Consider the following 25,917-nt stretch of genomic DNA (forward strand, 5'->3'; position numbering starts at 1 on the left):
GCAGGGTGACGCGGCCCGCCCCTTCGCCGGCGGACCGCCCCGTGCGGGTCAGGCCGCGCGAACAGTCGCCAGGAACCGGTCGACCTCGTTCCCCAGCCGTTCAGCCTGGGCGGAGAGATCAGACGCCGACCCCAGCATCTGGGAGGACGCTGTCCCCGTCCTGAAGGTTGCTTTCTGCACCCCGTCAATGGCCATGGTCACGTCACTGGTCCCAGCCGACGCCTGTTGAACATTGCGGGCAATCTCTGCCGTGGCGGCGTTCTGCTCTTCAACGGCCGCTGCAATCTGGGCAGAGATCGAACTCACATCTTCCACGGTGCGACCGATGGCGCGGATGGCCTCGACTGCATCGTTGCTGATCGCCTGGATGGCGTCGACCTGTGCCGCGATGTCACCGGTTGCCTTGGCCGTCTGGTTGGCAAGGCTTTTGACCTCGTTGGCGACAACGGCAAAACCCTTGCCGGCCTCACCCGCCCGCGCCGCCTCGATCGTGGCATTGAGGGCAAGCAGATTGGTCTGGTTGGCGATGTTGGTGATCAACTCCACCACCGCGCCGATCTTCTGGGAGGCGAGGACCAGACCGTTCACCGTCTCGTCCGTCGCCCGCGCCCGTTCCACGGCAGCCGATGCTTTCTGGGCACTGGTTTCCACCTGGCGGCCGATTTCGGCGATGGAGGCCGCCAACTCCTCCGCCGCGCTGGCCACGGTTTGCACATTGGCCGATGCCTGCATCGCCGATGCCGCGACGGTCGCCGTCTGCTGTGCGCTGTCATCGGCGGCCGTCGACACTGTTTCGGCCGCGGTCTGCATCTTGGTGGCAGAGGAGGCCACAACCTGCACGACACGCTTCACATTCCGCTCGAAATCATCGGCCAGTCTGACCTGCTGGGTGATCACCGACCAGCTCAACATCGCCGCCACATACCGGCCATTGCGATCATTGACCGCGTTGATCCGCAAGGACACGGTGTCCGGGCCGATCGTCAGGCGTGTGGTCCACGGCAAGCGGGCCGTATCCGCGATCACCGACCGCTGGGTTGCCGGGTCCTTGTAGAAAAGGTCAATCGCGGAACCGACCACGCTACCGGCCTTGACCGGCAGGTGTGCTTGCATCCGGTCCAAGGTCTCCAGCGCGGTTTTGTTGGCATAGGTGATGATGCCGGTGGCCGGGTCGGCAAGCATAACATTGATCGGCATGTCGTCGGCCATCTGCTTCAGCCGGTAGGCTTCGGCCACGGACGCGCGCAGTCCGATCATGGACCGGTTGAGCCGGGCCACATCGCCATTGCCCGGGAGTTCCTGGAATGTCATGTCCGTGTCACCGGCCGACAGGCTTTCCAGCTTGCCGGTGACATCGCCCACCGTCCGCGAAACCGACCGCACGACCAGCAGACTGAACAGCGTCACCAGGAAGGCCCCGCCGGCCGCCACCGCGATCAATATCCAGGACAGCAGGTTGATGCTGCTGGCAATGGAGCGTTCAGCCTCTTCCGATTGTGTGCTGAACCGGGCGCGTTGGGCCTCTGTGATCGCGGTGATGGCGTTACCATTGCGGGTAAAATCCACCATCTCGGTGTTGCGCGAACTCTGAATCTCCCCCAGTCGGCGATAGCCATCGCGGTAGGTGTTCATGCCCGCGACCAGATCGGCAGAACGACGGCCGAACGGTTCAGGCAGGGCTGACCGGATGTCGGTGATTTTGGCAACCGCCGCCGCAACCCCCTCCATCGCAGCGCGAATATCCGCTTCCGCACTGGTGGAGCGATACCGCATCCCGGTCAACCGCCCCAGTTGCAGATCGTCGGCCGCCTGGTTGAGCACGGTCGCCGCGCGGCCATTACCGCCCGCCATCATGGCCCGCGCCAGGGCCTGGGTTTCCGCCAGCAGCGCTGGACCGGTACGGTCCAATGTGGCGACAATGCTGGTCCGTTCGGCCACAAATTCCTGCACGTTGGTCCAGTTCTGCCGGTACGCGGCGAACAGTTGAACGATGCGGGCATGATCCGCCACCACGGCGGGGTCGGTGCTGCGCCCCATCTGATCAATTGCGGCCCCCACCGCCGCGATACGTTGTTCAACCTGCGGCAGAATGGCCGGGTCAAATGTGCGCAGCCAGATATTGATCGTGTTGCGCATGGCCCACATCCGGGAGTCGATATCCTGGATATCGTCGGTGCCGGCGACCAGGCCGACATAGTCGGATGTCTGTTGACGCAATTGTTGCTTGGTCAACAAGGCAATGCCGGCAATACCAACCAGCAGGACGATGGTGACAATCAACCCGCCGACCAGTCGGGCCTTAATCGAGGCTTGCAGAATCGTTAACATCATGAACCGTTGGGTGGGGGAGCCGTTATAAGGCTATGTAAGTCGTCATCGTGAAAGTGGAAGTGCCCGTTACACGGAATCGTCGAAATTTATTTTGAAAAAACTCTGGGACCTTGGTGCGCGACGATAATCGGGCGCAGTCAGCACACAAAAAGCATCATTTTTTTAAAAATATGGCTGCGTATCGCCCGCCGACAGAGAGTTCAGATCGTGGCTGCCTGCATCGCCCCGCGATCCGTGCAACAGGATGCAACACATAATGGAGGTGTGTTTCATCCCCCACGCCTTTCGGACTCCGAAAGCCGCCAACTCCGAATGGTAAAAGGCTGCCGGGTATTGATCTGAAAAGTGTAGCAGAACCCGTCCGTAAAGTCAGCAGTTCGGGCGCAGTCATGCGTGGCGCTGTCGGCGAAACGGCCATGGCGGCGATCATAAAGCCGGATGTAATTGTGCCGGGGGGCAAAGCGCTTCTGTGGGCCATAGCCGGGCCAGTCATTATGGATTATCGTGGCACCCAGCGACCGGGCCCGCGTCTGGGTCCCGTCGCTGCTGCCCGCTATCCACCACCAGCACTTTGTCCGCCCAGTCGCGCACGGCCAGGATCACAGGGCCGATGCGGTCGGCCGCGTTCAGCGCGATGATGAAGACGGAGAGGGGGAGTTTGGTGGGCAGGGGGGAAGTATAGCAGGTAAAGGCTGCGGAATGATGGCGGTCTGCCGAAGGGGGCGGACGCAGCCGGGCTTCAGGCTGTCTTTGCAAACAGGACCACGCCCGGCAGACCTTTGAAATGCGTATCACAGGTCAGCAACTCCGCACCTTGCTGGCGGGCAGTGGCATAGACCACGGCGTCGGCGGTGGCCAGCCTGTGCTGTCGGTGCATCTCCGCTGCCAGCAACACGATCCTGGTATCCAGCGGCACGACCACGCATTTCTGCGTGTAGGCAATCACCTGATCGGCCTGATCTTCCCCCAGTTCGCGTACCAGCCACTTCGACAGCTCAAGCTGCACAATGGTCGGGACGATGCAGTGGGCCTTGTCCGGGAATGCCGTCCCCAGCTTTCGGCCCAGGTCACTATCCACCAGCCATTCGATCCAGGCCGAACTATCGACCAACCGCATCGGCGCGGCCATCAATAACGATCCGACCGGTCGCGATAGCCTTCCTTGCTGGCCCCTCTGGCGATGCCGGCAAGCTGCTCCAACTCGGGCACCGGCATCACCAGAACGCCCTTGCCCTTGGGAATGAACACGAACTCCTGCCCGGCCTCCCAATGCTGTTCCTCACGAACGGCCTTGGGGATGGATATCTGAAACTTCGCCGAAAGGGTGGCGGTTGCCGCCATTTCATACCTCCGGAATATCGATGGCACCGTGGTAAGAATATATCCGCCGGTCTGGCAAAGCCAGCCATGTTTGGTCGGGCCCTCCGGCCTTTGTAGAGCAAGGCGCACGGATTAACCTGGCGACAAGCGGGCAGAGAGGCGGGCCATAGCCGTCACAAGCGTGGGAATAGCGGATTTTAAGGGGCAATCGCGCGGCCGCCGGCGACGGCAATTTCGGGCCGGAAGCGGACGGGTGGGTTTATGGCGCGGGGGTGTAAAGGCTGAAAACACAGCCATCTGAAATGACGGGCCTCGCGCCAGCCATCTTATCTGTGACACGCCCCATCCAATTGCCTTCTGTCCGCATGCTTCCCCGTTTGATATAATGGGAAGTAGACTGACAGGAGGCGTCTTACAAGGCGGTTGAAAATTAGTGTCGTGCTGCATAGCGATAATGGGAACGGAAAATGGCTCGCGGCGAAGGGATTAATCCTGAAATACTCATCTGGGCACGAGAGTCCGCGGGTCTAAGCATTGCCGATGCCGCCGACAAGATCGGTCTGTTGCCTTCCGAGACCGCCTCTGCCAGCGATAAGCTGATCGAATTCGAAACTGGCGTAAAAAGTCCAACTCGCAATCAGCTTGTAAAAATCGCGGCTGTGTACCGTCGGCCGCTGATTACGTTTTACATGGCCGTTCCACCCCCAAAAGGAGAGCGTGGCGAGGATTTCCGCGCGCATTCGGTTGGCATTTCCAATCGGGAGAATGCACTCCTTGATGCTCTGCTGCGTGATATTCGCGGCCGGCAGGAGATGGTCCGTAGCCTTCTAGAAGATGAGGATGAAGCGGTCAGGCTACAGTTTGTAGGGGCGGCGAGTATCTCGGATGGTGTCCATTCGGTCGCACGTAGAATCAATGATGCGCTGGGGCTGCCAGAGACTGGACAGGGTCGCCCCGGTGGACCTGATAGTCTGTTCAAGGACCTGCGCTCACGCTGTGAGCATCTCGGAGTTTTCGTCCTCCTTGTCGGTAACCTGGGATCTCACCATTCAGCTCTAACTGATTCCGTTTTCCGTGGATTTGCCTTAGCCGACGAAGTCGCTCCCTTTATCGTCATCAATGACCAGGACGCCAGGGCTGCACGAGCCTTTACACTTATCCACGAGCTGACACACATCTGGATTGGTCAGAGCGGCGTCAGTGGAAGCGCAGAAGATGATGCCGATCCAACGCCTAAGGGGCGGATAGAGCAATTTTGCAATGATGTCGCCAGCGAGGTGCTTCTCCCATCCGCAGCGTTGGCGGAACGCCCGAGCGGACTGGCCGTCGGCGGGAAAGAAGGTGCGCACCGTGTGATCGGCCGAATCGCCGACACATGGAGCGTCAGCGAACCCATGGTTGCGTACCGCTTTCATCGGATGGGATGGATCAGCAGCGTAACATACCGCCAACTAAGCGCGGATTACGCGGCCAGATGGCGAGCAAACAAGGCCCAAGAAAAGGCCAAGACCAAGGAAAATGAAGGCGGCCCATCCTACTACGTGATTAAACAGCACAAACTTGGTAATGCCCTGATAGGTATCGTCCAGAGGACACTAAGGGATAACCTCCTCACGCACACCAAGGCTGCAAAGGTTCTCGGTGTCAAACCCACTGCGGTCGAGCCTCTCCTGCGCCGCTTCGAGGCCGGTCGTGGTGCTATCTTCATTGAGACGAGGAGATAGTCTTGCTCTACCTTCTCGACGCAAACGTGCTTATCCGTGCCCACGAAGATTACTATCCCATCGACCGCGTGCCGCAGTTCTGGGATTGGCTTTTAAAGGTTGCCGATGCTGGACATGTAAAAATGCCGTTTGAGATACACGATGAAATCGCGATTTCGAACGGCCCTTTGAAAGACTGGATATGTGAAGCCGAGGCGAAGAAAAAATTGATATTGGATGAGCAAGTATCCAAGGACTTGCTCCACAAAGTCTTGTCCATTGGCTATGCCCCGGATTTGACCGATAGCGAATTGGAAATGGTCGGTCGGGATCCATTTCTTATCTCGTATGCGTTAGTGACAGCCGACCGGGTGGTTGTCACCAAGGAAGTGTCGAAACCTAGTAAACAGCGTGCAAACCGGAAGGTCCCAGATGTTTGTAACTCGGTTGGCGCCGCATGGATGAAGGATTTTGAATTCTTCCGTGCCATGAATTTCAACACAAGTACAAAATAATCAGCATCCCGATGCGCCCCTACAACAATCATTTAATTAGTAAGACATTAAGTATGTTCTCTTTTTTGAAAATATGATTGATCTGCTCATTGCAATTTGCTCCACGGAGCGGCTGTCGCACCACATGATCGGCTATTGAATGACAGTGATCGGGAATATCTATTTCCGGCCGTATGTCCGAAACGGAGCGCACACCAGCCCCCATCGCCCAATAAAAAAGCCCGGCGGATCGCTCCACCGGGCCTTTTCTTTATTCCACCCCACTGCCGGGTCATCCCGGCGATGGGCGTAGCAACAAGCCTTACTCCGCCGCCGCCGGGGCCGCGAGGTTGCGCAGCACGTATTGCAGGATGCCGCCATTCTTGAAGTAGTCGACCTCGTCCAGCGTATCGATACGGCAGAGCAGGTTGACGACTTCCTTCGACCCGTCGCCGCGGGTGATGGTCAGCTTCAGGTCCATGCGCGGCTTCAGGCCGGCTTCCACACCTTCGATGTCGAAGGTCTCGGTGCCGTCCAGCTTCAGCGTCTTGCGGTTCACACCGGCCGGGTACTGAAGCGGCAGGATGCCCATGCCGACCAGATTGGAGCGGTGGATACGCTCAAAGCTTTCGGCGATGACGGCGGAGACGCCCAGCAGGCGGGTGCCCTTGGCGGCCCAGTCACGCGAGGAGCCGGTGCCATATTCCTGACCGGCGAACACCACCAGCGGCGTGCCCTCGGCCTGATACTTCATCGACGCGTTATAGATCGGCATCACTTCGCCGGTCGGCACATACTTGGTCAGGCCGCCTTCGACACCGTCCAGCATCTCGTTCTTGATGCGGATATTGGCGAAGGTGCCGCGCATCATGACTTCATGGTTGCCACGACGGGCGCCGTAGCTGTTGAAGTCAGCGACGATCACGCCGTTTTCCAGCAGATATTCACCGGCGGGGCTGGTCTTCTTGATGTTACCAGCGGGCGAGATATGGTCGGTGGTGATGCTGTCACCCAGGATGGCGAGCGCGCGGGCGCCCTTCACATCGGACACAGAACCCGGCGTCATGGTGATGCCGTCAAACAGCGGCGGACGCTTGGCGTAGGTCGACTTGTCGTCCCACTTGTACGTCATGCCTTCGACGGTCTTGATCTTCTGCCACTGCTCCGGGCCTAAGAACACGTTGGCATAGCGGCTGACGAACATTTCGCGGGTCAGGAACTGGGCGATCGTGTCCTCGATCTCCTTGTTCGTGGGCCAGATGTCCTTCAGATAGACGGGCTGTCCATCCTTGCCGGTGCCGATCGGGTCCTTGGAGATATCCAGGTGCAGCGTACCGGCCAGGGCATAGGCCACGACCAGCGGCGGGGAGGCCAGATAGTTGGCGCGGACCTGCGGCGACACGCGGCCTTCGAAATTGCGGTTACCGGACAGGACCGACGCGACCGTCAGCTTGCCCGCATCCACGGCGGCGGCAATCGGGTCCGGCAGCGGGCCGGAATTGCCGATGCAGGTGGTGCAGCCATAGCCAACCAGGTTAAAGCCCAACTGGTCCAGATACGGGGTCAGGCCAGCGGCGTTCAGATAGTCGGTCACGACCTGGGACCCAGGGGCCAGCGACGGCTTCACCCAGGGCTTGGTCTTCAGGCCCAGCTCCACCGCCTTCTTGGCCACCAGACCGGCGGCAAACAGCACCGACGGGTTGGAGGTGTTGGTGCAGGACGTGATGGCGGCGATCACGACATGGCCGTGATCCAGCTTGTAATCGGCACCGGCCACGTCGGTCGGCTGGCTGACGGGGCGGTCACCCACGTCGGTGGCCAGGAATTCGCCGAATTCCTTGGTGACGTTGGACAACAAAACCCGGTCCTGCGGACGCTTCGGCCCGGCCAGGGACGGCTCCACCGAACCCAGATCCAGGTCCAGCGTATCGGTGAAGACCGGATCGGGCGTGGAGGCATCGCGCCACATGCCCTGGGCCTTGGCGTATGCTTCCACCAGCGCCACGCGGTCGGCGTCGCGGCCCGTGAAGTGCAGGAAGCGGATGGTCTCGGCGTCGATCGGGAAAATGCCGCAGGTGGCGCCATATTCCGGGGCCATGTTGGCGATCGTCGCACGGTCGGCGAGCGTCAGCGCGTCCAGGCCGGGGCCATAGAACTCGACAAACTTGCCCACCACCTTCTTCTTGCGCAGCATCTGGGTGACGGTCAGCACCAGATCGGTGGCGGTCGCCCCCTCGCGCAGCTTGCCGGTCAGCTTGAAGCCGACCACTTCCGGGATCAGCATCGAGATCGGCTGGCCCAGCATCGCGGCTTCCGCCTCGATCCCACCCACGCCCCAGCCCAGGACGGCCATGCCGTTGACCATGGTGGTGTGGCTGTCGGTGCCGACCAGCGTGTCGGGATAGGCGACGGTGGCGCCGGTCTGGTCCACATCCGTCCACACGGTCTGGGCCAGATATTCCAGGTTCACCTGATGGCAGATGCCGGTGCCCGGCGGGACCACGCGGAAATTGTTGAACGCCTTCTGGCCCCAGCGCAGGAACTCGTACCGCTCGCCGTTGCGCTGGAATTCCAGCTCGACATTCTCGTCAAAGGCCTTGGGCGTGCCAAAGCTGTCCACCATCACCGAATGGTCGATGACCAGATCAACGGGGGTCAGCGGGTTGATCTTGGTCGGGTCGCCACCCAGCGCCACCATCGCCTCGCGCATCGCGGCCAGATCGCAGACGGCGGGAACGCCGGTGAAATCCTGCATCAGCACGCGGGCCGGGCGATAGGCGATCTCGCGGTCGGAACGTTTGTCGACCAGCCACTGGGCGACGGCCTTCACGTCGTCCACGCTCACCGTGCGCCCATCTTCAAAGCGCAGCAGGTTTTCCAGCAGCACCTTCATCGAGAAGGGCAGGCGCGATACGTCGCCCAGACCGGCCTTCTCCGCTTCGGGAATGCTGAAATAATCAACGGACTTGCCGCCGACGGAAAGCGTGCGGCGGGTCTTCAGGCTGTCTTGGCCGGTGAACGTGGACATCGGGGGGTGACTCCTCCAACGGGGTCGCGGGGGTAAATGGCAGACCCTACTCGCCCCGGCTCCAGCGTCCGGGACCGTTGATCTGCCAGGATGGCTTTTCGGAGCGTGGTTTAGCGCTTTTTGCGGTGCGGGGAAAGGGCAGGATGGAGGGATCAGCCCCCGATTTTTGTACAGATCAGGCTGTATTTGCGGCTTGTTGCGAAACGATCTTAATTAGACGTCCGGCGCACCCGTAACCCTGGCCATCGGTGCATAGCGTTCCACTGTGATCTCGGCTTCCCGACATCGGGCCTGGGCGATGTCGTAACTGTTCGGCATGCGCTCGTTCAGCAGCCTTTGATATGGCTGCGCGCGTCAGGCCCAGGATGGTGGCCGCCGCCGTGATCGACAGGTTCAAAGGTGCGATGACCGCGTGCCGGGTGACGCCGCCGGGCTGGCTGACAGACTTCAAGCGCAACCCCGTGATGGCGGTCATCGCCGTCGTCAAACAGCGCAGCGTTCCTGACATGCAGCATGCTCTGAGATATGTACCGCACCGCATCGCACGCGGCGAAACCGCCCAAAAATTTCTCAACCCGGTCATGGAGATTGGTAAATCTCCCGCCCGTACCGCCAGTTTTGAAATAATCACTCTTTTGATGTGGCGTGGTTGACAGGGAGGCTTTTTTCACAGAGATGTCATGCCGTCCGCGCGGGATGCGTTCGTTGCATGGCAGATACCATGCGGGAACCGAGGCGCGATGGAGGGACCCTGTCGATGCTGTCTTACACTGTCCGGCGCCTGCTGGAAGCGATCCCGACATTGCTGGTGATCGTCGCCTTGTCATTCTTCCTGATGCATTCGGCACCGGGAGGCCCGTTCGACAGCGAGCGTGTCCTGCCGCCGGAGATCGAGGCGAACCTGAAGGCGGCCTATAATCTGGACAAGCCCGTGTGGCAGCAGTTCCTGATCTATCTTGCCAATGCGGTGCAGGGCGATTTCGGCCCCTCTTTCACCTATAAGGATTTCTCGGTTTCCGAGCTGATCGGGACGGGGTTCCCCGTGTCGCTGAAGCTGGGCCTGTCGGCCATCACGCTGGCGGTGATCATCGGCTGCACGCTGGGCATCCTGGCCGCCATGCGCCAGAACACCAAGACCGATTATTCGATCATGGGGGTGGCCATGGTGGGGATCACCATCCCCAATTTCGTGATGGCGCCGCTGCTGACCCTGGTGTTCGGCATCTATCTGGGCTTATTGCCGGTCGCGGGTCTGGGGGATGGGTCGTTCCGCAATCTGGTGCTGCCGGTGATTGCGCTGGCCCTGCCGCAGATCGCCATTATCAGCCGGCTGACGCGCGGTGGCATGGTGGAGGTGCTGCGCTCCAACTTTGTGCGCACTGCCCATGCCAAGGGCCTGCCCGAACATCTGATCATCACGCGCCACACGCTGCGGGCCGCCCTGCTGCCAGTCGTCTCCTATCTGGGACCGGCCATCGCCGGTCTGGTGACGGGGTCGGTGGTGATTGAGCAGATTTTCGGCCTGCCCGGCATCGGGCGTTACTTTGTGCAGGGTGCGATCAACCGCGACTACACGCTGGTGATGGGCACCGTCATCACCTATGGCAGCCTGATCGTGCTGATGAACTTGGTTGTCGATCTGGTCTATGGCCTCATGGACCCGCGCGTCCGGTATGACTGAGAGATTGGAAGCCCCCATGGTTCAAGACATCACCGGTAGCGCCAAGCGTGCGGCGCTGATCGAAAAGGCGGGCGAGGATGTGCAGGGTCGGTCCCTGTGGCAGGATGCCCGCCGTCGCCTGTTTGCCAACAAGATGGCGGTAGCCAGCATGATCGTGCTGGGTATCATCACCTTTATGGCGATCTTTGCGGATTTCCTCAGCCCCCATGCCTATGACGAGGTCTATTGGGACTATATCGGCGTTGGCCCGCAACTGGAGGGCAGCCACTGGTTCGGCACCGATGCCAACGGCCGTGACCTGTTCATCCGCACACTCTATGGCGCCAAGGTGTCGCTGGCTGTCGGTGTTGTCACCACGCTGGTCGCCCTGGTGATCGGGGTGATCTATGGCGCCATCGCCGGCTATTTCGGTGGGCGCATCGACAGCATCATGATGCGCATTGTCGACGTGCTGTACTCCATGCCGCTGATGTTCTTCGTCATCATCCTGGTGGTGGTGTTCGGCCGGCACATCATTCTGGTGTTTGCCGCCATCGGCTGTGTCGAATGGCTGACCATGGCGCGTATCGTGCGCGGCCAGACCCTGTCGGTGAAGCGCAAGGAATATATCGAGGCGGCCCGCGCCGCGGGCGTGTCCACGCCCAACATCATCCTGCGCCATATCATCCCCAACGTTATCGGCCCCGTCATCGTGTTCGTGACCTTGCTGGTGCCGGTGGTGATCCTGGTGGAAAGCTTCCTGTCCTTCCTGGGATTGGGCGTGCAGGAGCCGATGACGAGCTGGGGCGTGCTGATCTCCGAAGGGGCCGCCCAGATGGAAAATGCCCCGCACATGCTGATTTTCCCGGCCGTGTTCCTGGCCGTGACCCTGTTCTGCTTCAATTTCATCGGTGACGGTCTGCGCGACGCGCTGGACCCGAAGGACCGCTAAGGGAACGGACAAGATGACCGCAGTATTGGAAGTCCGCGACCTGTCGGTCCGTTTCGCCACACCCGATGGCGAGGTCAGTGCCGTCAACGGCGTCAGTTTCGACGTGAATGAGGGCGAATGCGTCGGCATCGTCGGGGAAAGCGGATCGGGCAAGAGCCAGCTTTTCATGTCGGTTATGGGCCTGCTGGCCCGGAATGGCCGCACCCTAGGATCGGCCAAGTACCGGGGCACCGAACTGGTCGGCATGCCGGTCAAGGAACTGAACAAGATCCGGGGCGACAAGATCGCCATGATCTTTCAGGACAGCATGACCGGCCTGACCCCGCATCTGCGCATCGGTCGCCAGATGACCGAGGTGCTGGTGCAGCACAAGGGCATGTCGGAGGCCCAAGCTGTCAAGCGCGCGCTGGACATGCTGAACCTGGTGCGTATTCCGGAGGCGGCCCGCCGTCTGGCCCAGTACCCGCACGAACTGTCGGGCGGCATGCGCCAGCGCATCATGATCGCCATGGCGCTGCTGTGTGAGCCGGAACTGCTGATCGCGGATGAGCCGACAACGGCGCTGGACGTGACCGTACAGGCGCAGATCCTGGACCTGATGGCCGATCTGAAGCGCGTGACCAAGGCCGCCATCGTCCTGATCACCCATGATCTGGGGACCGTGGCCGGGCTGTGCGACAAGGTGCAGGTCATGTATGGCGGCCGGTTCATGGAGACCGGCACGGTTCGGGATATTTTCTATGAGCCGGCGCACCCGTACGCCGCTGGCCTGCTTTCCTCCATGCCGCGCCTGACGGAGGAGCGGTCGGAAAAGCTCTACGCCATTCCCGGCCAGCCGCCGAACCTGCAGCGCCTGCCCAAAGCCTGTCCTTTCCAGGAACGTTGTGACTTCGTGCATGACCGCTGCGCCACGGAACTGCCGCTGCTGCGCGAGGTCGGTCCCGGCCACACCAAGGCCTGCCATCTGGTCAGCCTTCAGAACCCTGTTACCGACCCGGCGGCTCCGTCGCTGGTTGTCGCCTGATCATGCGGAGTTGATGCCATGTCCAAGGAACTGCTCCGTGTGTCGGACCTGAAGGTCCATTTTCCCATCCGCACCGGTGGTCTGCTGATCGGCAAGTATACGCCGCTGAAGGCCGTGGACGGTGTCTCCTTCACCCTGAACGAAGGCGAGACGCTGGGGATCGTCGGGGAAAGCGGCTGCGGCAAATCCACCCTGGGCCGGGCCATCCTGCAACTGATCAAGCCCACGGACGGCCAGGTTCTGTTCATGGGTTCGGAACTGACGGGTGTCGGCGCCGAGGTGGTGCGCCAGAAGCGGGAGGAGATGCAGATCGTCTTCCAGGACCCGCTGGCATCCTTGAACCCCCGCATGACGGTGGGTGACATTATTGCCGAGCCGCTGACCGTCTACCGTCCCAAATTGTCGAAGGACGAGCGCAAAGCGCTGGTCCGCGACATGATGGCCAAGGTCGGGCTGCTGCCGCAGATGATCAATCGCTACCCGCACGAATTCTCCGGTGGGCAGTGTCAGCGCATCGGCATCGCCCGCGCCATGATCTTGAAGCCCAAGATGGTGGTCTGTGACGAACCTGTTTCGGCGCTGGATGTGTCGATCCAGGCGCAGATCGTCAATCTGCTGATGGACCTGCAACAGGAAATGGGCCTGTCGCTGCTGTTCATCAGTCATGACCTGTCGGTGGTCCGCCATGTCAGCCACCGGGTCATGGTGCTGTATCTGGGCAAAGTGATGGAGATCGCAACCCGCGACGCCATCTATGCCGCGCCGCTGCACCCCTATACCCAGGCGCTGATCTCCGCCGTGCCGGTGCCGGACCCGGATATCGAGAAGAACAAGGAACGCATCGTTCTGGGCGGCGATCTGCCCAGCCCGATGAAGCCGCCATCGGGCTGTGTCTTCCGCACCCGCTGCCCCAAGGCCACGGACATCTGCGCCAGCGATGTGCCCGTCCTGGAGGAGAAGGCACCGGGTCACCGCGTCGCCTGCCACCATTGGGGGCCGCCGGAGAAGAAGCTGGTGTGATGCACAAAAAAGGGCGGGGTTGATCCCCGCCCTTTTGTTGAACGCTTACTTCGGCTGTCCCGGCTGCTGCGGCACCATGGCCAGACAGTTTTCGACGATGCGATAGCACTGCCCCAGGCGGGCCGCCTGTCCGTCGGTGGCGCTGTTATAGACAATGCGCTGGACCACACCGTCCTTCAGCGTGAAAGTGGCCTGACAGTCGCGGGTTTCCGTTTCAGGAAAATCATCGAACCCAACACCCCATCCATACCAGGGCGACCACGGACGGTAATGACCAAAGCCGACGCCAAAGCGCGGCCCGATTCCCGGTGTCGTGACCAAGCGTTCAGACGTGTAGGTGTAGTAATCGACATTATCGACGGTGGCGCTGCGCGTCGGCACACCGGCGCAGGTCAACAGGAACTGCTTTGGCATGCCGATAAAGGCCGTCTGCGCATAGGCTGCCTGATCGGCCTGCGGATTGGCGCAGGCGGAAAGCCCCAACAGCGCACCGGCAGCGATCAGGCCCCGGATGGTCGTTTTGGACGTGAATTTCATGACCGACGCTCCTTGACACTTTTCTGCACCGGCATCCATCGCGTGCCGCCGGCCGCACCGCCCCTGCATTCTTACACGCCAACGAAAGCCGAAGCCTTCGCCGCCGAAACAATGTTCACGCACAAAAATGGCGGATCGTAGGCAATGTTTCAATGCACCCGTAAGGGGTTTGTGTCGGACACAATGCCTCACACCACATCAATCACCAACTTGCCCGCAGCCTTGCCGGTTTCCAGCCGCGTGTGAGCGACGGCAACATCCGCCAGGGTATAGTGGGTCGGATCGACCAGGGGGCGGAGCCGGCCAGACAGGTCGGCCAGCACCCGGCCCTGGTGCGCACGGTCGATGGCAAAACCATGATCGTAGAGCATCGGAAGCAGCATGAAGACCACATGCAGGCTCAGCCCTTTGCCATGCATAGGTGACAGGTCGGCGGTATAGCCCGCTACAATGGTGACCACCTGCCCGTTCAGACGGGCGGCAGCAAAACTGGTGGCAATGTCGCTGCCGCCGGTCGTGTCCAGGACAATATCGAAACCGCGGCCCGCCGTCAGACGTGCCACATAAGCCTCAACCGACTCGGTTTTGTAGTTCACCACCTCATCGGCGCCAAAGGAACGGGCCAGATCGGCCTTTTCATCGGAAGAGACGGTGGTGGTGACGTGGGCGCCCTGCATCTTGGCGATCTGAATGGCGATATGTCCGACACCGCCAGCGCCGCCATGGATCAGCACCTTTTCCCCCGGCCGTACCCGTGCCCGGTCCACCAGTGCCTCCCAGGCGGTAAGGGTGACCAGGGGCAGGGCAGCAGCATCGTGCAGGGACAAGCCCGCCGGCGCCGGCGCCAGCAGCCGCGCATCGGCCGCAACATAGTCGGCATAGGTGCCGGGCAAGCCTTTGACCCCGCCGACGCAGCCATAAACGGCCTGCCCCAGGCTGAAGCCTGTTACCCCATCCCCCAGGGCTTCCACGGTACCGGCCATATCACATCCCAGGATGGCTGGAAGGTCAGGGGCGATTGCCGGGCCATTGCGGCGGATCTTGGTATCCACGGGGTTGACGCTGGCGGCGTGGATTTTTACCAGCACCTGGCCGGGACCGGCGACAGGCGTCGGCACCGTGGCCAGTTCCAGTTTCTCCACACCGCCAAAACCCGTCAGAAGCACCGCCTTCATCATTCTCTCCGTCTGATCATTTGGCCATCACCCTGTGGCCCATCCTTGTCCCGATCACATCCGGTGGGGCAGTACCACCACGCCATCCTCGTCACTATAGACCCACTGGCCCGGGGTGAAGGTACAGTCACCAAAATGAACGGTGATATCGGCCTCGCCCGCCCCGGTCTTGGCACTTTTCAGGGGATTGGTGCCCAGAGCCTTCAGGCCAAGGGGCAGGGCGGATATGGCGACGCTGTCGCGGATCACGCCATGCACGATGATCCCGGCCCAGCCATTCTTGACTGCCAGCCCGGCGATGACATCGCCGACCAGGGCCGATGCCAGCGACCCGCCGCCATCCACCACCAGCACGGCGCCTTCCCCCGGCGTCGACAGGATTGATTTCAACAGCGCGTTGTCGCGGTGACAGCGGACGGTGCGGATGGGGCCGGCAAAGCGGGATTGCCCCCCCAGATTGCGGAACTGTGTCGAGCAACTGGCGATGACGGTTTCATGGGCATCGACCAGATCGGCGGTAGCGAAATCCATCGTTCGATCCTCCGGTTGGGTCAGTGAATATTCAGCCTACAGCCAGACAGGTCCTTAACCCAGGCCCCCGCGACCGATCACCACACGGTCACGCCCCTGATCCTTGGCGGCATAGAGCGCGCGGTCGGCCTCGGCCATCAGGGCTTCCATGGTTGCCGTCCCTGACCCGAAGGTCGCGACGCCCACGCTGACCGTCACGGCGACCGATACATCCCCCTCCGTTACCATCGTGGACGATAATTTGGTGCGGAGCCTGTCGGCAATCTGTGCCGCCGTCTCGGCTGTTGTTTCAGGCATCAGCACAACAAATTCTTCGCCGCCGAACCGCGCGAACAGGTCTGTCTGACGCAGGCTGGTCCGCCCGATATCGGCCAGCGCACGCAGCACCTTATCGCCGAACGGGTGGCCGTGCCGGTCATTGATGCTTTTGAAATGATCCAGATCGAGAACTGCCAGCGACAATGGCCGGTTGAAACGCCGGGCACGTTCCACCTCGGCCAGGGCTTCCTGTTCCAGTCGGCGTCGGTTGGCAATGCCGGTCAGCGGGTCGATATGGGCTTGTTCCTCCAGCTGCAGTTCAAGCTGGAAACTGTACCGGGCGGCATGTTCCAGGGCCAACGCCAGGATGAAGGAAGCAAAAATGCCGGTTCCGACAAACATGATGACATTAAAGCGGGTGAAACCATCAATACCCTGCACCCACAACAGGACCAGAACCAGGATGAGGCCCGGCAGGTTGACCAACGGTGCCTGCCGGGCGCGTGTCACCACCACCGCTGACACAGTGGGAAACAGCGCCAGCCCGGCCGGACCGTAAAGGAAACCATCCTGCAAAAGAAACTGCGTAAGGGCGATGGTGACGGTTCCCGCCGAAACGGCCATCATCCCCACCGCCTGGAGACCCCGGGGCGTCAGACGCCGGTACCGAAATGTCCAGGCGCAGCCCAGCATGATGAAGGTTCCGATGGTGCGGATCATCAGACAGGCCAGGAACTGTGAAGGATCGAGCAGCCAGTCCCATAACAGGAAGCTGAAGAGGGACACAGCGCCGGTAGCCACCGGCGCGGCCAAGGCGTCATTAAGGCGGGCGGCGCGCCAGACATCGAAACGCTGTTCTGCGGCGGCATCAAAGGTCGGTAAAAGAAAAGCCATCCGCCCGCCCGGCCCGTCTGCGCGGGCTGATCATTGTTTCCAGGGTCGCAGAATGTTGCGCCAAGGAGCGGGGGATAACAACCCACCATCGGGGGAGAATTATCGAACGGTCGGACGAAAACGCACTTGAGTCGAACAAGCGTTTGAACGATGCTGTCGGCCAACCATCCGATAAAATTTCAGGGGAAACATTCATGTCCACCGCGATCAACCGTCACTGGCTGCTGCTGGACCGTCCCAAGGGCGGGAATTTCAGCGAGGTCCTGTCCCTGCGTGAGGCGCCGGCGCCCGATGCGGGTGAGGGCCAGATCCGGGTGCGGACCGTCTATCTGTCGCTGGACCCGACCAACGCCGTCTGGATGCAATATGACAGCTACCTGCCGGCGGTCCCGCTGAACACCACGATGCGCGGTCTGGTACTGGGTGTGGTGGATCAGTCCAACCATGCCAAGTTCAAGGTTGGTGACATCGTGACGGGCATGGGCGGCTGGGCTGACTACACTGTGGCCGATGGCGCGTCCTTCAGCCGCGTACCAAACATTCCGGGCCTGCCGTTGCTGGCCTATATGGGCCCGCTGGGCATGACGGGGGCCACCGCCTATTTCGGCCTGCTGGATATTGGCAAGCCCAAGGCCGGAGAGACGGTTGTTGTGTCTGCTGCCGCCGGGGCCGTCGGCTCGCTGGTCGGGCAGATCGCCAAACTGAAAGGTTGCCGGGCTGTCGGTATTGCCGGGTCCGCCGATAAGTGCAATTGGCTGACGGGTGAACTGGGTTATGACGCCGCCGTCAACTATAAGGAAAAGGGCTGGCAGAAGGCGTTGAAGAACGCCGTACCGGACGGCATCGACATCTATTTCGAGAATGTCGGCGGCGAGATCACCGAGGTGGCGCTGAGCCTGCTGAACACCAGGGGCCGCATTCCCTTCTGCGGCGCCATTAGCCAGTATAACTCAACCGAGCCGGGGCCGGGCCCCCGCAACCTGTCCGTCCTGGTCAGCCGCCGGGCGCGGATGGAGGGGTTCCTCGTGCTGGACTACGCCCCCCGCATGGCGGAAATGTATGCTGAGATGGGTCCCTGGCTGGCCGCCGGCCAGATCAAGTGGAAGGTGGAACTGGACCAGGGTCTGGAGAACACCCTGACCAGCTTCGACAAGCTGTTTACAGGTGGCAATACCGGCAAGTTGGCCGTGAAAGTGTCGGACGAGCCGGTGCGGTAAGGCACCGGCTGGGCCGAAACAACAGCCCCCTTCCGATCCATCGGTGGGGGGCCTTTATCCTTCCGCATCCCCCTGCTGTCCCGGTGCCGCGCTTTGAAACGCGGCCAGCGTCTGGCAATGGGCGTCGATGGCCACCAGCTTCGGATAGGGGGTCAGGTCAACCCCGAATCGCCGTGCGTTAAACATCTGCGGCACCAGGCACAGATCGGCGACGCTGACGGCACCGCCGATGCAGAAATCCGGCCCTTCCACCATCTGTTCCAGGGCCGCGAACCCCTCCGTCGTCCAATGCGCGATCCAGGCCTTCACGGCCTCCTCCCCCTGACCCAGAGGGCCGCGCAGATAAGTCAGGACACGCAGATTGTTCAGAGGATGCAGGTCCGCGACAATCGCCAGCGCCATGGACCGCGCCCTGGCGCGCGCCGCCGGATCGGCGGGCAGCAGGGCAGGCATCGGGTACCGTTCTTCCAGATATTCCAGGATGGCCAGCGATTGCGGGATCACCGCGTCGCCATCCACCAATGTTGGCACCAAACCCTGCGGGTTGACGGCGCGGTAGGCGGCCGCCTTCTGCTGCCCGCCATCCTTCAGCAGATGAACATAGGCCGGGTCCCAGGCGATGCCTTTCAGCGCCAGGGCGATGCGGACGCGATAAGCGGCGGAGGATCGGAAATAGGTGTGAAGCTGCATCTTCGTGGTATCACCGGCCAGGGATTGTGAAGGCATGGAGGGGGCGATGGCCCGTCCGTTGGAAGGCAGGATAGCATTGGTCACCGGCGCCTCCCGCGGCATCGGTGCGGCCATTGCCGAACGGCTGGCCCGTCACGGGGCAGATGTGGCGGTCCATTACGGGTCCCACCGGCAATCGGCCGAAGATCTGGCCGAACGCTGTGGCCGCGAATATGGGGTGCGGGCGCAGGCCTTCCAGGCGGACCTGGCCGACCTGTCGGACCGGGGTGGGGCCGTGGCCCTGTTCGCTGCCGTGTCGGCATCGCTGGGCGTGCCGCACATCCTGGTCAACAATGCAGGCACAGGCCGGTTTGGGCCGATCGCGGAGATCAATGCCTTGGAACTGGCCCAGGTGCTGGCCGTCAACGCCGCCACGCCCTTGCTGATGGCACGCGAGGCGGCACGGGCCATGCGGCCCGGTGGGCGGATCATCAATATCGGCAGCGTCATCACCGACATGCCCGTGGGCCTCCGTTCCGTTTATGCCGCCTCCAAAGGTGCCGTGCATGCCATGACCGGTGTCCTGGCGCAGGAGTTGGGGCCGCTGGGCATCACTATCAACACGGTCGCCCCCGGCGTGACGGCCACCGACCGGTTCAAGGCCGGTGACCGGTCGCGGGAAGGGGAGATCACCAAACGCACCGCGCTGGGCCGCATTGGCGAGCCCGAGGACATTGCCGCAATTGTCGCCTGGCTGGCCGGTCCCGACGCGGCCTGGATCACCGGTGAAGTGATCCGGGCCAGCGGGGGCTTGCGGGGACTTTAGGCCTCGTACTTTACCACCTGCTGATCGATGGCACCGAACACGGACCGCCCATCCTTGTCCTTCATCTCGATCCGTACGCGGTCGCCGAAGCGCAGGAAGGGGGTGCTGGGCTTGCCGTCGCGGATGGTCTCGATGGTGCGGATTTCGGCGATGCAGCTATAGCCCAACCCACCTTCCGCGACAGGCCGGCCCGGACCGCCATCAGGGTCCTTGTTGGACACGGTGCCCGAGCCGATGATGGTGCCCGCCGAGAGAGGCCGCGTCTTGGCCGCATGCGCAATCAGGGTGGGGAAGTCGAAGGTCATGTCGATGCCGGCATTGGGTTTGCCGAAAGGCTGCCCATTGATGGCGGACAGCAGGGCCAAGTGCAGCTTGCCGCCATCCCAGGCATCGCCCAGACTGTCGGGCGTCACGGCCAGGGGGCTGAAGGCGCTGCTGGGCTTGGACTGGAAGAAGCCGAAACCCTTGGCCAGCTCGTTCGGGATCAGGCCGCGCAACGATACGTCATTGACCAGCATGACCAAGCGGATATGGGCCCTGGCCTGGTCCGGGGTCACCCCCATGGGCACATCGCCGGTGATGACGGCAACCTCGCCCTCCAGATCAATGCCATAGGCTTCGTCCGCCATGAGGATCGGGTCATGGGGCGACAGAAAACTGTCGGACCCGCCCTGGTACATCAGGGGATCGGTCCAGAAGCTGGGCGGCATCTCGGCATTGCGGGCCTTCCGCACCAGCTCGACATGGTTCACATAGGCCGACCCATCCGCCCATTGATAGGCGCGTGGCAGGGGGCTGGCACAGTCGGCCTCGTCAAACGGCTGGCCCTCGATCTCACTGGCGTTCAGCTTGGCCGCAACCGCGGTCAGGGCGGGGGCCACGCTGTCCCAATGGTCCAGCGCCTGTTGTAAGGTCAGCGCGATATCCGGCACAGGCACACAGCGCGACAGGTCATCCGACACGACAACCAACCGGCCATCACGGCCTTGTTGCAGGGAAGCGAGTTTCATGGGGGAACACTCCAGGACGGAAATCCGTGTGTTGGCAGGCGGTTACGGCTTCACGCGCCAGCTATCGGCATAGACGGGGTTTTCCACGCCGTTGGGCAGGTCCGCCACCTCCAGCGCGTCACGGGTATCGACCATGACGGCATATTCATCCGTGGCCGGCTTGGTCTGCACCAGCATCTTGCCCAGCGCCTTGGGATGCGGCCCATGGGTGAAGCCCGACGGGTGGAAGGTCATCATGCCGGCCTTGATGTTATCGCGGCTGAAGAAGTCGCCAGCGTGATAGAACAGCACCTCGTCATAATCATCGTTATTATGGAAGAACGGGATTTTGATGGCACCCTCATCCGTTTCAAACGGGCGGGGGGCAAAGGTGCAGATCACAAAGCGGTTGGCGACGAAGGTGGTGTGGGCGCTGGGCGGCAGATGGTAGCGGTGGCTCATCAGCGGCCGCACATCCTTCACATTCAGGCGCACCGGGGCCAGATCACCCTTCCAGCCCACGGCATCCAGCGGGTTGAACGGATAGGTGACGGTGCTGATGGCGCCGCGCCGCTTCACCAACACGCGCCAGAACCCGCCGGGGCCGTGATCCGCCTGTTGGTCCAGAAATGCCGCGTTGATCCTGGGTGTGTCCAGGATGGCGGGGTCGAATACGGCATGCGGACCGACCAGGCCGCGGTCCGGTAGCTGGTAGATCGATCCCGTCGCTTCGATCAGCAAGGCCGTCACCGGCTTGGTGGGGGACAGGCGCCACATGGTGCCGCGCGGCAGGACGACATAGTCGCCCGCCGTGATGGTCAGGTGACCATAGTCGCAGAAAAGCTCCCCCGCGCCCTCATGCACGAAGATCAGATCGTCGCCATCGCCATTGCGGGCCAGATGGTCCATCGGCGTGTCACAGCGCCACATGCGCATGCGGCAATGGGCATTGAACAGCACCTCCTTCGCCCCCCAAGGACCCGCCGACATGCCTTCCACCAACTGGTTCAGGTCGAAGGCGCGCGGGCGCAAGGGACCTTCCCAACTGGTCCAGCCGGTAGGGGCGTTGCGGTGATACATGTGCGTGGCGGGCCCGAAGAAACCTTCACGGCCCAGTTCGCGTTCATAGGTGCCCGACGGCAGGTCGGCATGGGCCTGGCGCGAGGATGTGCCCTCAATCCGGGGGAAGGAAATGTATCGGCGCATGCTGATCTCCCGCTACAAATCGTATCGTTTCACATGAAACGAATATGCGGGATCAATGAGGGGCTTGCAAGTCCGCTTTCGGCAGGCCACCCTTGCGACATGCTCGACCTTGATGATTTCCTGCCTTATCGCCTGAACGTCCTGGCCAAGCGCGTGAGCCGCGAGCTGGCGCGCCGGTATGAGGCGCAGTTTGGCATTTCCATCCCGGAATGGCGCGTGATGGCGATTCTGGGTCGCGAGCAGCCGCTGTCATCCAACGACATTGTGGACCGCTCGGCCATGGATAAGGCCAAGGTCAGCCGGGCCGTCACCGCGTTGGTGGAAGCGGGGCTGCTGTCGCGTGATACCCACCCATCGGATCAGCGCCTGCTGCGCCTGTCCTTCACGCCCAAGGGCCGGGCGCTGTACGAGAGAATCGCCCCGCTCGCATTGGAGTGGCAGGAGCGCTGGCTGAACTGCCTGGACGAGGTCGAGCTGGCCCAGTTCAAGGCCCTGTCGGCAAAGCTGGAAGGCCAGTTGGAGCAGTTGGCGCGCGACGTTTTATAGTCAAGCTGCCTATCCTTGCGGCAATAGCGAGAATTGTCGCGATTGTCCCCGCTACGGGGTTGTTTCAGTGCAGCATTGAATGCTTAACTGCCTGACATGAAAGGGGGCGGCGGACGGACATCCCGCTCCCGTAAGACAGGGGAACGAAAGACGATGAGCCTTCGCCTTGGGGGTGCGGTCGCCCTGGCCGCCGCGTATCTTGCCTTCACCGCCGCACCGGCCCTGGCCGGCCCGACCCTGGATGCGGTCAAAAGCAAGGGACAGTTGACCTGCGGCGTGAATACCGGTCTTCCGGGTTTTTCCAGCCCCGACAGCCAGGGCAAATGGACGGGCCTGGATGTGGATATCTGCAAGGCTGTTGCGGCCGTCATCCTGAACGACACTAGCAAGATCCGGTACACCCCGCTGTCGGCGCAGCAGCGTCTGACGGCACTGCAATCGGGTGAGATCGATCTGCTGGTCCGCAACACCACCTGGTCGCTGACCCGCGATGCGCAGGGGTTGGATTTCGCACCCGTCGTCTACTATGACGGCCAGGGGCTGATGGTCCCGAAAAGCCTGGGTGTGACGTCCGCCAAACAACTGGATGGCGCCACGATCTGCGTACAGCCGGGCACCACCACGGAACTGAACCTCGCTGACTGGTTCCGCGCCCACAACCTGACCTTCAAGCCGGTGGTGATCGAAGCGCTGGACGAGGTCAATGCCGCTTTCTTCGCTGGTCGCTGCGATGTGCTGACCACGGACATTTCCGGTTTGGCTGGTGTTCGCGCCTCGGTTGCGACCAAACCCGATGATTTCATCATCCTGCCGGAAGTGATGTCGAAGGAGCCGCTGGCCCCCGTGGTCCGCCATGGTGACAATCAATGGCGCGACATCGTGAGTTGGACGATCTACGCCCTGATTGAGGCGGAGGAGAAGGGGATCACCCAGGCCAATGTCGATGCCAAGCTGAAGGATACAGACCCATCGGTGCAGCGCCTGCTGGGTGTGCAGGGCGACCTCGGTGTGGGGCTGGGTCTGGACAAGGCCTGGGCCTATCGCGCCATCAAGGCCGTGGGCAATTATGGCGAGATTTTCGAGCGAAATATCGGCAAGAAGACCCCGTTGAAACTGGATCGCGGCCTGAACGCGCTGTGGACCAATGGCGGGCTGATGTATGCGCCGCCGATCCGCTGACCTGACGCCCGGAACCTGACTCCGATGCGCGACAGCAACGCAACCGTGACCAAGGCCGCCCCCCCACCGGGGGCAGCGGCCTTTCATCTGTCCATCAATAATCCCGTTGTGCGGGCCGTCCTGGCACAGCTTGGTGTGGCCCTGGTTGTCGCGCTGGTCGCCTGGTATCTGGTCGGCAACACGATGGACAATCTAGCGCGGCTGTCCATCGCGTCGGGCTTCGGCTTTCTGGACCGGGAGGCAGGGTTCCAGATCGGAGAGACCCTGGTCGAGTTCGGGCCTCAGGACAATTATGCCACGGCCTTTCTGGTCGGTATCCTGAACACGTTGAAAGTGTCAGGGGTGGGTATCCTGCTGGCCACCGTTCTGGGGGTGATCCTCGGCGTGGCGCGCTTGTCGTCCAACTGGCTGGTCGCCCGGATCGCCGCCTTCTACGTGGAGACGGTCCGCAACATCCCCCTGCTCTTGCAGCTTTTCCTGTGGTATGGGCTGCTGACGGAAGGGCTGCCGGGTCCGCGACAGGCGTTGTCGCCGTTGCCGGGCGTGTTCTTGTCCAATCGCGGGCTGAAACTGCCCGCCCCTGCCGATGACCCGATCTGGGCCTGGGTGGCGGCCTTTTTCGGGCTGGGTGTCATCTTGACACTGATCGTCGCCGCCTGGAACGCCAAGCGGCAGGCCGCGACAGGCCAGCGCTTGTCCATGCTGCCCATCGGGTTGGGTCTCATCATCGGCCTGCCGCTGCTGGTCCTCCTGGCCAGTGGGGGCGGGGCCATCGACATGCCGGTGTTGCAGGGCTTCAACTTCCGCGGTGGCATGACCCTGTCGCCGGAATTCGCGGCCCTGCTGTTCGGCTTGGTCATCTACACTGCCGCCTTCATTGGCGAGATTGTGCGGTCGGGTATCCTGGCTGTACCCAAGGGCCAGACAGAGGCGGCGACGGCGCTGGGGCTCACACGGGGGCAGTTGCTGCGGCTGGTGGTCCTGCCGCAGGCGCTGCGTGTCATCATCCCGCCCACCACCAGTCAATATCTGAATCTGACCAAGAACAGTTCACTGGCCGTGGCGATCGGCTATCCCGACTTTGTGTCCATCGCCAACACCACCATCAACCAGACGGGGCAGGCGGTGGAAGGGGTGCTGGCGATCATGGCGGCCTATCTGGTCATCAGCCTCAGCCTGTCCTTCCTGATGAACTGGTACAATAGCCGTGTGGCGCTGGTGGAGCGGTAAGATGAGCGTGACCGAAACCACCCAGGATCGCGTCGCCCCCATCCGCCCCCACCGGGGGCCACTGGCCTGGGCGCGGGCCAACCTGTTTTCCACCTGGTACAATACGCTGCTGACGCTGCTGATTGTCTGGCTGCTGATCCGCGCCGTTCCCGGTATCGTGGAGTGGGCCCTGATCAAGGCCAGTTGGACCGGCGATGCGGCGGACTGCCGGGAGGCCGGCGGCGCCTGCTGGGCGTTCCTGGCGGAGAAGTGGCGTTTCATCCTGTTCGGGACCTTCCCCGATGATCAGCATTGGCGCCCGACGCTGGCCATCCTGTCGATGATCGGTACGCTGGTCCTGTCGGCGGATCGCCGCCTTTGGGGCAGGCCGCTGCTTTATATCTGGACCTTGGGCATTGGCTTTTCGGCGCTGATGATGTTCGGCGGTGTGCTGGGCCTGGATTATGTGCCAACAGAATTGTGGGGCGGTTTGCCGCTGACACTGGCCCTGTCCATCGTCGGGTTGATGGCCAGTTTCCCCCTGGGCGTGCTGCTGGCGCTGGGCCGGACCTCTGACCTGCCCGTCATGCGTGGGCTGTCGGTGGTCTATATTGAACTGGTGCGCGGTGTACCGCTGATCTCCATCCTGTTCATGGCGTCGGTCATGCTGCCGCTGTTCCTGCCGGCGGGCGTGTCCATCGACAAGGTGCTGCGCGCCCTGATCGGGATCTGCCTGTTCTCTGCCGCCTATGTGGCGGAGGTGGTGCGCGCCGGCCTGCAGGCGATCCCCAAGGGACAGGTGGAGGCAGCCAAGGCCTTGGGCTTGGGCTATTGGCAGCGCCAGCGTCTGATTATCCTGCCTCAGGCCCTGTCCCTGGTAATCCCGCCGCTGGTTAATTCCTTCATCGCCAGCTTCAAGGATACCAGTCTGGTGATTGTCATCGGCCTTCTGGACCTGCTGTCCACCGCCAAGTCCGCCCTGACCGATCCGGCCTGGCGCGGCTTCTACAAGGAAGCCTACCTGTTCGTGGGCGTCATCTATGTCCTGTTCTGCTACGCCCTGTCCCGCTACAGCCGGTATCTGGAGACCATCCTTGGGCAGGGGAGGCGGCGGTGATAGGCTGTATGCCGATGTTTGCCTTTGGCCAG

General features: G+C 62.0%; 25 protein-coding genes. 13 read left to right on the top strand and 12 right to left on the bottom strand.

Annotated features, from left to right (window positions below; translation table 11 throughout):
* Positions 1 to 48 precede the first annotated feature (48 nt).
* The 4 genes from CHU95_RS04685 to CHU95_RS04700 form a co-directional block, all read right to left on the bottom strand.
* Positions 49 to 2,331 (bottom strand): methyl-accepting chemotaxis protein, encoded by a 2,283-nt coding sequence (locus tag CHU95_RS04685; RefSeq protein WP_245837870.1) that lies wholly within the window; start codon positions 2,329 to 2,331, stop codon positions 49 to 51.
* A 492-nt stretch (positions 2,332 to 2,823) separates the two neighbouring features.
* Complete coding sequence (locus tag CHU95_RS04690; RefSeq protein ID WP_207762375.1) at positions 2,824 to 3,087, bottom strand: hypothetical protein; 264 nt, start codon at positions 3,085 to 3,087, stop codon at positions 2,824 to 2,826.
* On the bottom strand, positions 3,071 to 3,460 hold the full coding sequence (locus tag CHU95_RS04695) for a type II toxin-antitoxin system VapC family toxin (protein WP_094454195.1): 390 nt from the start codon (positions 3,458 to 3,460) through the stop codon (positions 3,071 to 3,073). The genes CHU95_RS04690 and CHU95_RS04695 overlap by 17 nt, the downstream gene beginning before the upstream one ends.
* Entirely contained in the window at positions 3,460 to 3,672 is a 213-nt protein-coding gene (locus CHU95_RS04700) for an AbrB/MazE/SpoVT family DNA-binding domain-containing protein (RefSeq protein ID WP_094454196.1), read from the bottom strand. The genes CHU95_RS04695 and CHU95_RS04700 overlap by 1 nt, the downstream gene beginning before the upstream one ends.
* A gap of 446 nt (positions 3,673 to 4,118) precedes the next feature.
* Between CHU95_RS04700 and CHU95_RS04705 the strand changes: the two genes are divergently transcribed.
* On the top strand, positions 4,119 to 5,375 hold the full coding sequence (locus CHU95_RS04705; protein ID WP_094454198.1) for an XRE family transcriptional regulator: 1,257 nt from the start codon (positions 4,119 to 4,121) through the stop codon (positions 5,373 to 5,375).
* A 2-nt stretch (positions 5,376 to 5,377) separates the two neighbouring features.
* Positions 5,378 to 5,869 carry a DUF4411 family protein gene (locus tag CHU95_RS04710; protein ID WP_094454200.1) on the top strand — a complete coding sequence of 164 codons (492 nt, stop codon included), beginning with the start codon at positions 5,378 to 5,380 and terminating at the stop codon, positions 5,867 to 5,869.
* Positions 5,870 to 6,170: 301 nt separating this feature from the next.
* Here the strand turns inward: CHU95_RS04710 and acnA are convergent, their stop codons facing one another.
* Positions 6,171 to 8,876 carry an aconitate hydratase AcnA gene (acnA, locus tag CHU95_RS04715; RefSeq protein ID WP_094454202.1) on the bottom strand — a complete coding sequence of 902 codons (2,706 nt, stop codon included), beginning with the start codon at positions 8,874 to 8,876 and terminating at the stop codon, positions 6,171 to 6,173.
* A gap of 380 nt (positions 8,877 to 9,256) precedes the next feature.
* On the opposite strand from acnA, the gene CHU95_RS22025 reads away from it, so the two are divergent.
* From CHU95_RS22025 to CHU95_RS04740, 5 genes are read left to right on the top strand one after another with little or no spacing between them, the layout of a single operon-like run.
* Entirely contained in the window at positions 9,257 to 9,529 is a 273-nt protein-coding gene (locus tag CHU95_RS22025; protein WP_165771997.1) for a hypothetical protein, read from the top strand.
* A 56-nt stretch (positions 9,530 to 9,585) separates the two neighbouring features.
* Positions 9,586 to 10,557 carry an oligopeptide ABC transporter permease OppB gene (oppB, locus tag CHU95_RS04725; RefSeq protein WP_281255148.1) on the top strand — a complete coding sequence of 324 codons (972 nt, stop codon included), beginning with the start codon at positions 9,586 to 9,588 and terminating at the stop codon, positions 10,555 to 10,557.
* 16 nt (positions 10,558 to 10,573) lie between these two features.
* The gene (locus CHU95_RS04730; RefSeq protein WP_094454206.1) at positions 10,574 to 11,488 is read left to right on the top strand and encodes an ABC transporter permease subunit; all 915 of its coding nucleotides are present in this window, start codon (positions 10,574 to 10,576) and stop codon (positions 11,486 to 11,488) included.
* Positions 11,489 to 11,501: 13 nt separating this feature from the next.
* Positions 11,502 to 12,512 (top strand): ABC transporter ATP-binding protein, encoded by a 1,011-nt coding sequence (locus CHU95_RS04735; RefSeq protein ID WP_094454208.1) that lies wholly within the window; start codon positions 11,502 to 11,504, stop codon positions 12,510 to 12,512.
* 18 nt (positions 12,513 to 12,530) lie between these two features.
* Positions 12,531 to 13,532 (top strand): ABC transporter ATP-binding protein, encoded by a 1,002-nt coding sequence (locus CHU95_RS04740; protein WP_094454210.1) that lies wholly within the window; start codon positions 12,531 to 12,533, stop codon positions 13,530 to 13,532.
* A gap of 45 nt (positions 13,533 to 13,577) precedes the next feature.
* On the opposite strand, the gene CHU95_RS04745 is transcribed toward CHU95_RS04740, so the two are convergent.
* From CHU95_RS04745 to CHU95_RS04760, 4 genes are all read right to left on the bottom strand, one after another.
* Complete coding sequence (locus CHU95_RS04745) at positions 13,578 to 14,069, bottom strand: hypothetical protein (protein WP_094454212.1); 492 nt, start codon at positions 14,067 to 14,069, stop codon at positions 13,578 to 13,580.
* Between the two features lie 188 nt (positions 14,070 to 14,257).
* Entirely contained in the window at positions 14,258 to 15,247 is a 990-nt protein-coding gene (locus CHU95_RS04750; protein WP_207762376.1) for a zinc-dependent alcohol dehydrogenase family protein, read from the bottom strand.
* A 51-nt stretch (positions 15,248 to 15,298) separates the two neighbouring features.
* On the bottom strand, positions 15,299 to 15,775 hold the full coding sequence (gene rraA, locus CHU95_RS04755; protein WP_094454214.1) for a ribonuclease E activity regulator RraA: 477 nt from the start codon (positions 15,773 to 15,775) through the stop codon (positions 15,299 to 15,301).
* Between the two features lie 54 nt (positions 15,776 to 15,829).
* The gene (locus CHU95_RS04760) at positions 15,830 to 16,927 is read right to left on the bottom strand and encodes a GGDEF domain-containing protein (protein ID WP_094454216.1); all 1,098 of its coding nucleotides are present in this window, start codon (positions 16,925 to 16,927) and stop codon (positions 15,830 to 15,832) included.
* A 194-nt stretch (positions 16,928 to 17,121) separates the two neighbouring features.
* Here CHU95_RS04760 and CHU95_RS04765 point away from each other — a divergent pair, with 194 nt between their 5' ends.
* Positions 17,122 to 18,144, top strand: coding sequence for an NADP-dependent oxidoreductase (locus tag CHU95_RS04765; RefSeq protein WP_094454218.1), 1,023 nt, complete (start codon positions 17,122 to 17,124; stop codon positions 18,142 to 18,144).
* 54 nt (positions 18,145 to 18,198) lie between these two features.
* On the opposite strand, the gene maiA is transcribed toward CHU95_RS04765, so the two are convergent.
* Positions 18,199 to 18,918, bottom strand: coding sequence for a maleylacetoacetate isomerase (gene maiA, locus CHU95_RS04770; RefSeq protein WP_342744698.1), 720 nt, complete (start codon positions 18,916 to 18,918; stop codon positions 18,199 to 18,201).
* Between maiA and CHU95_RS04775 the strand changes: the two genes are divergently transcribed.
* Positions 18,881 to 19,639, top strand: a complete 759-nt coding sequence (locus CHU95_RS04775; RefSeq protein WP_165772010.1) for an SDR family oxidoreductase — start codon at positions 18,881 to 18,883, stop codon at positions 19,637 to 19,639. The genes maiA and CHU95_RS04775 overlap by 38 nt on opposite strands.
* Here CHU95_RS04775 and CHU95_RS04780 read toward each other — a convergent pair.
* On the bottom strand, positions 19,636 to 20,649 hold the full coding sequence (locus CHU95_RS04780) for a fumarylacetoacetate hydrolase family protein (protein WP_094454222.1): 1,014 nt from the start codon (positions 20,647 to 20,649) through the stop codon (positions 19,636 to 19,638). The two genes, CHU95_RS04775 and CHU95_RS04780, sit on opposite strands and share 4 nt — an antisense overlap.
* 42 nt (positions 20,650 to 20,691) lie before the next feature.
* Complete coding sequence (locus CHU95_RS04785) at positions 20,692 to 21,834, bottom strand: homogentisate 1,2-dioxygenase (protein WP_094454224.1); 1,143 nt, start codon at positions 21,832 to 21,834, stop codon at positions 20,692 to 20,694.
* A 99-nt stretch (positions 21,835 to 21,933) separates the two neighbouring features.
* Between CHU95_RS04785 and CHU95_RS04790 the strand changes: the two genes are divergently transcribed.
* The 4 genes from CHU95_RS04790 to CHU95_RS04805 all read left to right on the top strand — a co-directional run bounded on the left by CHU95_RS04790 (position 21,934) and on the right by CHU95_RS04805 (position 25,885).
* Positions 21,934 to 22,380, top strand: coding sequence for a MarR family winged helix-turn-helix transcriptional regulator (locus CHU95_RS04790; protein ID WP_094454226.1), 447 nt, complete (start codon positions 21,934 to 21,936; stop codon positions 22,378 to 22,380).
* Positions 22,381 to 22,533: 153 nt separating this feature from the next.
* On the top strand, positions 22,534 to 23,559 hold the full coding sequence (locus tag CHU95_RS04795) for an amino acid ABC transporter substrate-binding protein (RefSeq protein ID WP_094454228.1): 1,026 nt from the start codon (positions 22,534 to 22,536) through the stop codon (positions 23,557 to 23,559).
* 24 nt (positions 23,560 to 23,583) lie between these two features.
* Positions 23,584 to 24,789 carry an amino acid ABC transporter permease gene (locus tag CHU95_RS04800; RefSeq protein WP_094454230.1) on the top strand — a complete coding sequence of 402 codons (1,206 nt, stop codon included), beginning with the start codon at positions 23,584 to 23,586 and terminating at the stop codon, positions 24,787 to 24,789.
* Between the two features lies 1 nt (position 24,790).
* Positions 24,791 to 25,885, top strand: a complete 1,095-nt coding sequence (locus CHU95_RS04805) for an amino acid ABC transporter permease (RefSeq protein WP_094454232.1) — start codon at positions 24,791 to 24,793, stop codon at positions 25,883 to 25,885.
* Positions 25,886 to 25,917 lie beyond the last annotated feature (32 nt).

This window comes from Niveispirillum lacus (assembly GCF_002251795.1).
Lineage (GTDB): Bacteria > Pseudomonadota > Alphaproteobacteria > Azospirillales > Azospirillaceae > Niveispirillum > Niveispirillum lacus.

Excerpts from the sequence above, each read along its gene's own strand:
- CHU95_RS04685 (WP_245837870.1), bottom strand. The coding sequence starts at position 2,331 with ATGATGTTAACGATTCTGCAAGCCTCGATTAAGGCCCGACTGGTCGGC.
- CHU95_RS04695 (WP_094454195.1), bottom strand. The coding sequence starts at position 3,460 with ATGGCCGCGCCGATGCGGTTGGTCGATAGTTCGGCCTGGATCGAATGG.
- CHU95_RS04700 (WP_094454196.1), bottom strand. The coding sequence starts at position 3,672 with ATGGCGGCAACCGCCACCCTTTCGGCGAAGTTTCAGATATCCATCCCC.
- CHU95_RS04705 (WP_094454198.1), top strand. The coding sequence starts at position 4,119 with ATGGCTCGCGGCGAAGGGATTAATCCTGAAATACTCATCTGGGCACGA.
- acnA (WP_094454202.1), bottom strand. The coding sequence starts at position 8,876 with ATGTCCACGTTCACCGGCCAAGACAGCCTGAAGACCCGCCGCACGCTT.
- oppB (WP_281255148.1), top strand. The coding sequence starts at position 9,586 with ATGGCAGATACCATGCGGGAACCGAGGCGCGATGGAGGGACCCTGTCG.
- CHU95_RS04730 (WP_094454206.1), top strand. The coding sequence starts at position 10,574 with ATGGTTCAAGACATCACCGGTAGCGCCAAGCGTGCGGCGCTGATCGAA.
- CHU95_RS04735 (WP_094454208.1), top strand. The coding sequence starts at position 11,502 with ATGACCGCAGTATTGGAAGTCCGCGACCTGTCGGTCCGTTTCGCCACA.
- CHU95_RS04740 (WP_094454210.1), top strand. The coding sequence starts at position 12,531 with ATGTCCAAGGAACTGCTCCGTGTGTCGGACCTGAAGGTCCATTTTCCC.
- CHU95_RS04745 (WP_094454212.1), bottom strand. The coding sequence starts at position 14,069 with ATGAAATTCACGTCCAAAACGACCATCCGGGGCCTGATCGCTGCCGGT.
- CHU95_RS04750 (WP_207762376.1), bottom strand. The coding sequence starts at position 15,247 with ATGATGAAGGCGGTGCTTCTGACGGGTTTTGGCGGTGTGGAGAAACTG.
- rraA (WP_094454214.1), bottom strand. The coding sequence starts at position 15,775 with ATGGATTTCGCTACCGCCGATCTGGTCGATGCCCATGAAACCGTCATC.
- CHU95_RS04760 (WP_094454216.1), bottom strand. The coding sequence starts at position 16,927 with ATGGCTTTTCTTTTACCGACCTTTGATGCCGCCGCAGAACAGCGTTTC.
- CHU95_RS04765 (WP_094454218.1), top strand. The coding sequence starts at position 17,122 with ATGTCCACCGCGATCAACCGTCACTGGCTGCTGCTGGACCGTCCCAAG.
- CHU95_RS04775 (WP_165772010.1), top strand. The coding sequence starts at position 18,881 with ATGGCCCGTCCGTTGGAAGGCAGGATAGCATTGGTCACCGGCGCCTCC.
- CHU95_RS04780 (WP_094454222.1), bottom strand. The coding sequence starts at position 20,649 with ATGAAACTCGCTTCCCTGCAACAAGGCCGTGATGGCCGGTTGGTTGTC.
- CHU95_RS04785 (WP_094454224.1), bottom strand. The coding sequence starts at position 21,834 with ATGCGCCGATACATTTCCTTCCCCCGGATTGAGGGCACATCCTCGCGC.
- CHU95_RS04790 (WP_094454226.1), top strand. The coding sequence starts at position 21,934 with ATGCTCGACCTTGATGATTTCCTGCCTTATCGCCTGAACGTCCTGGCC.
- CHU95_RS04795 (WP_094454228.1), top strand. The coding sequence starts at position 22,534 with ATGAGCCTTCGCCTTGGGGGTGCGGTCGCCCTGGCCGCCGCGTATCTT.
- CHU95_RS04800 (WP_094454230.1), top strand. The coding sequence starts at position 23,584 with ATGCGCGACAGCAACGCAACCGTGACCAAGGCCGCCCCCCCACCGGGG.
- CHU95_RS04805 (WP_094454232.1), top strand. The coding sequence starts at position 24,791 with ATGAGCGTGACCGAAACCACCCAGGATCGCGTCGCCCCCATCCGCCCC.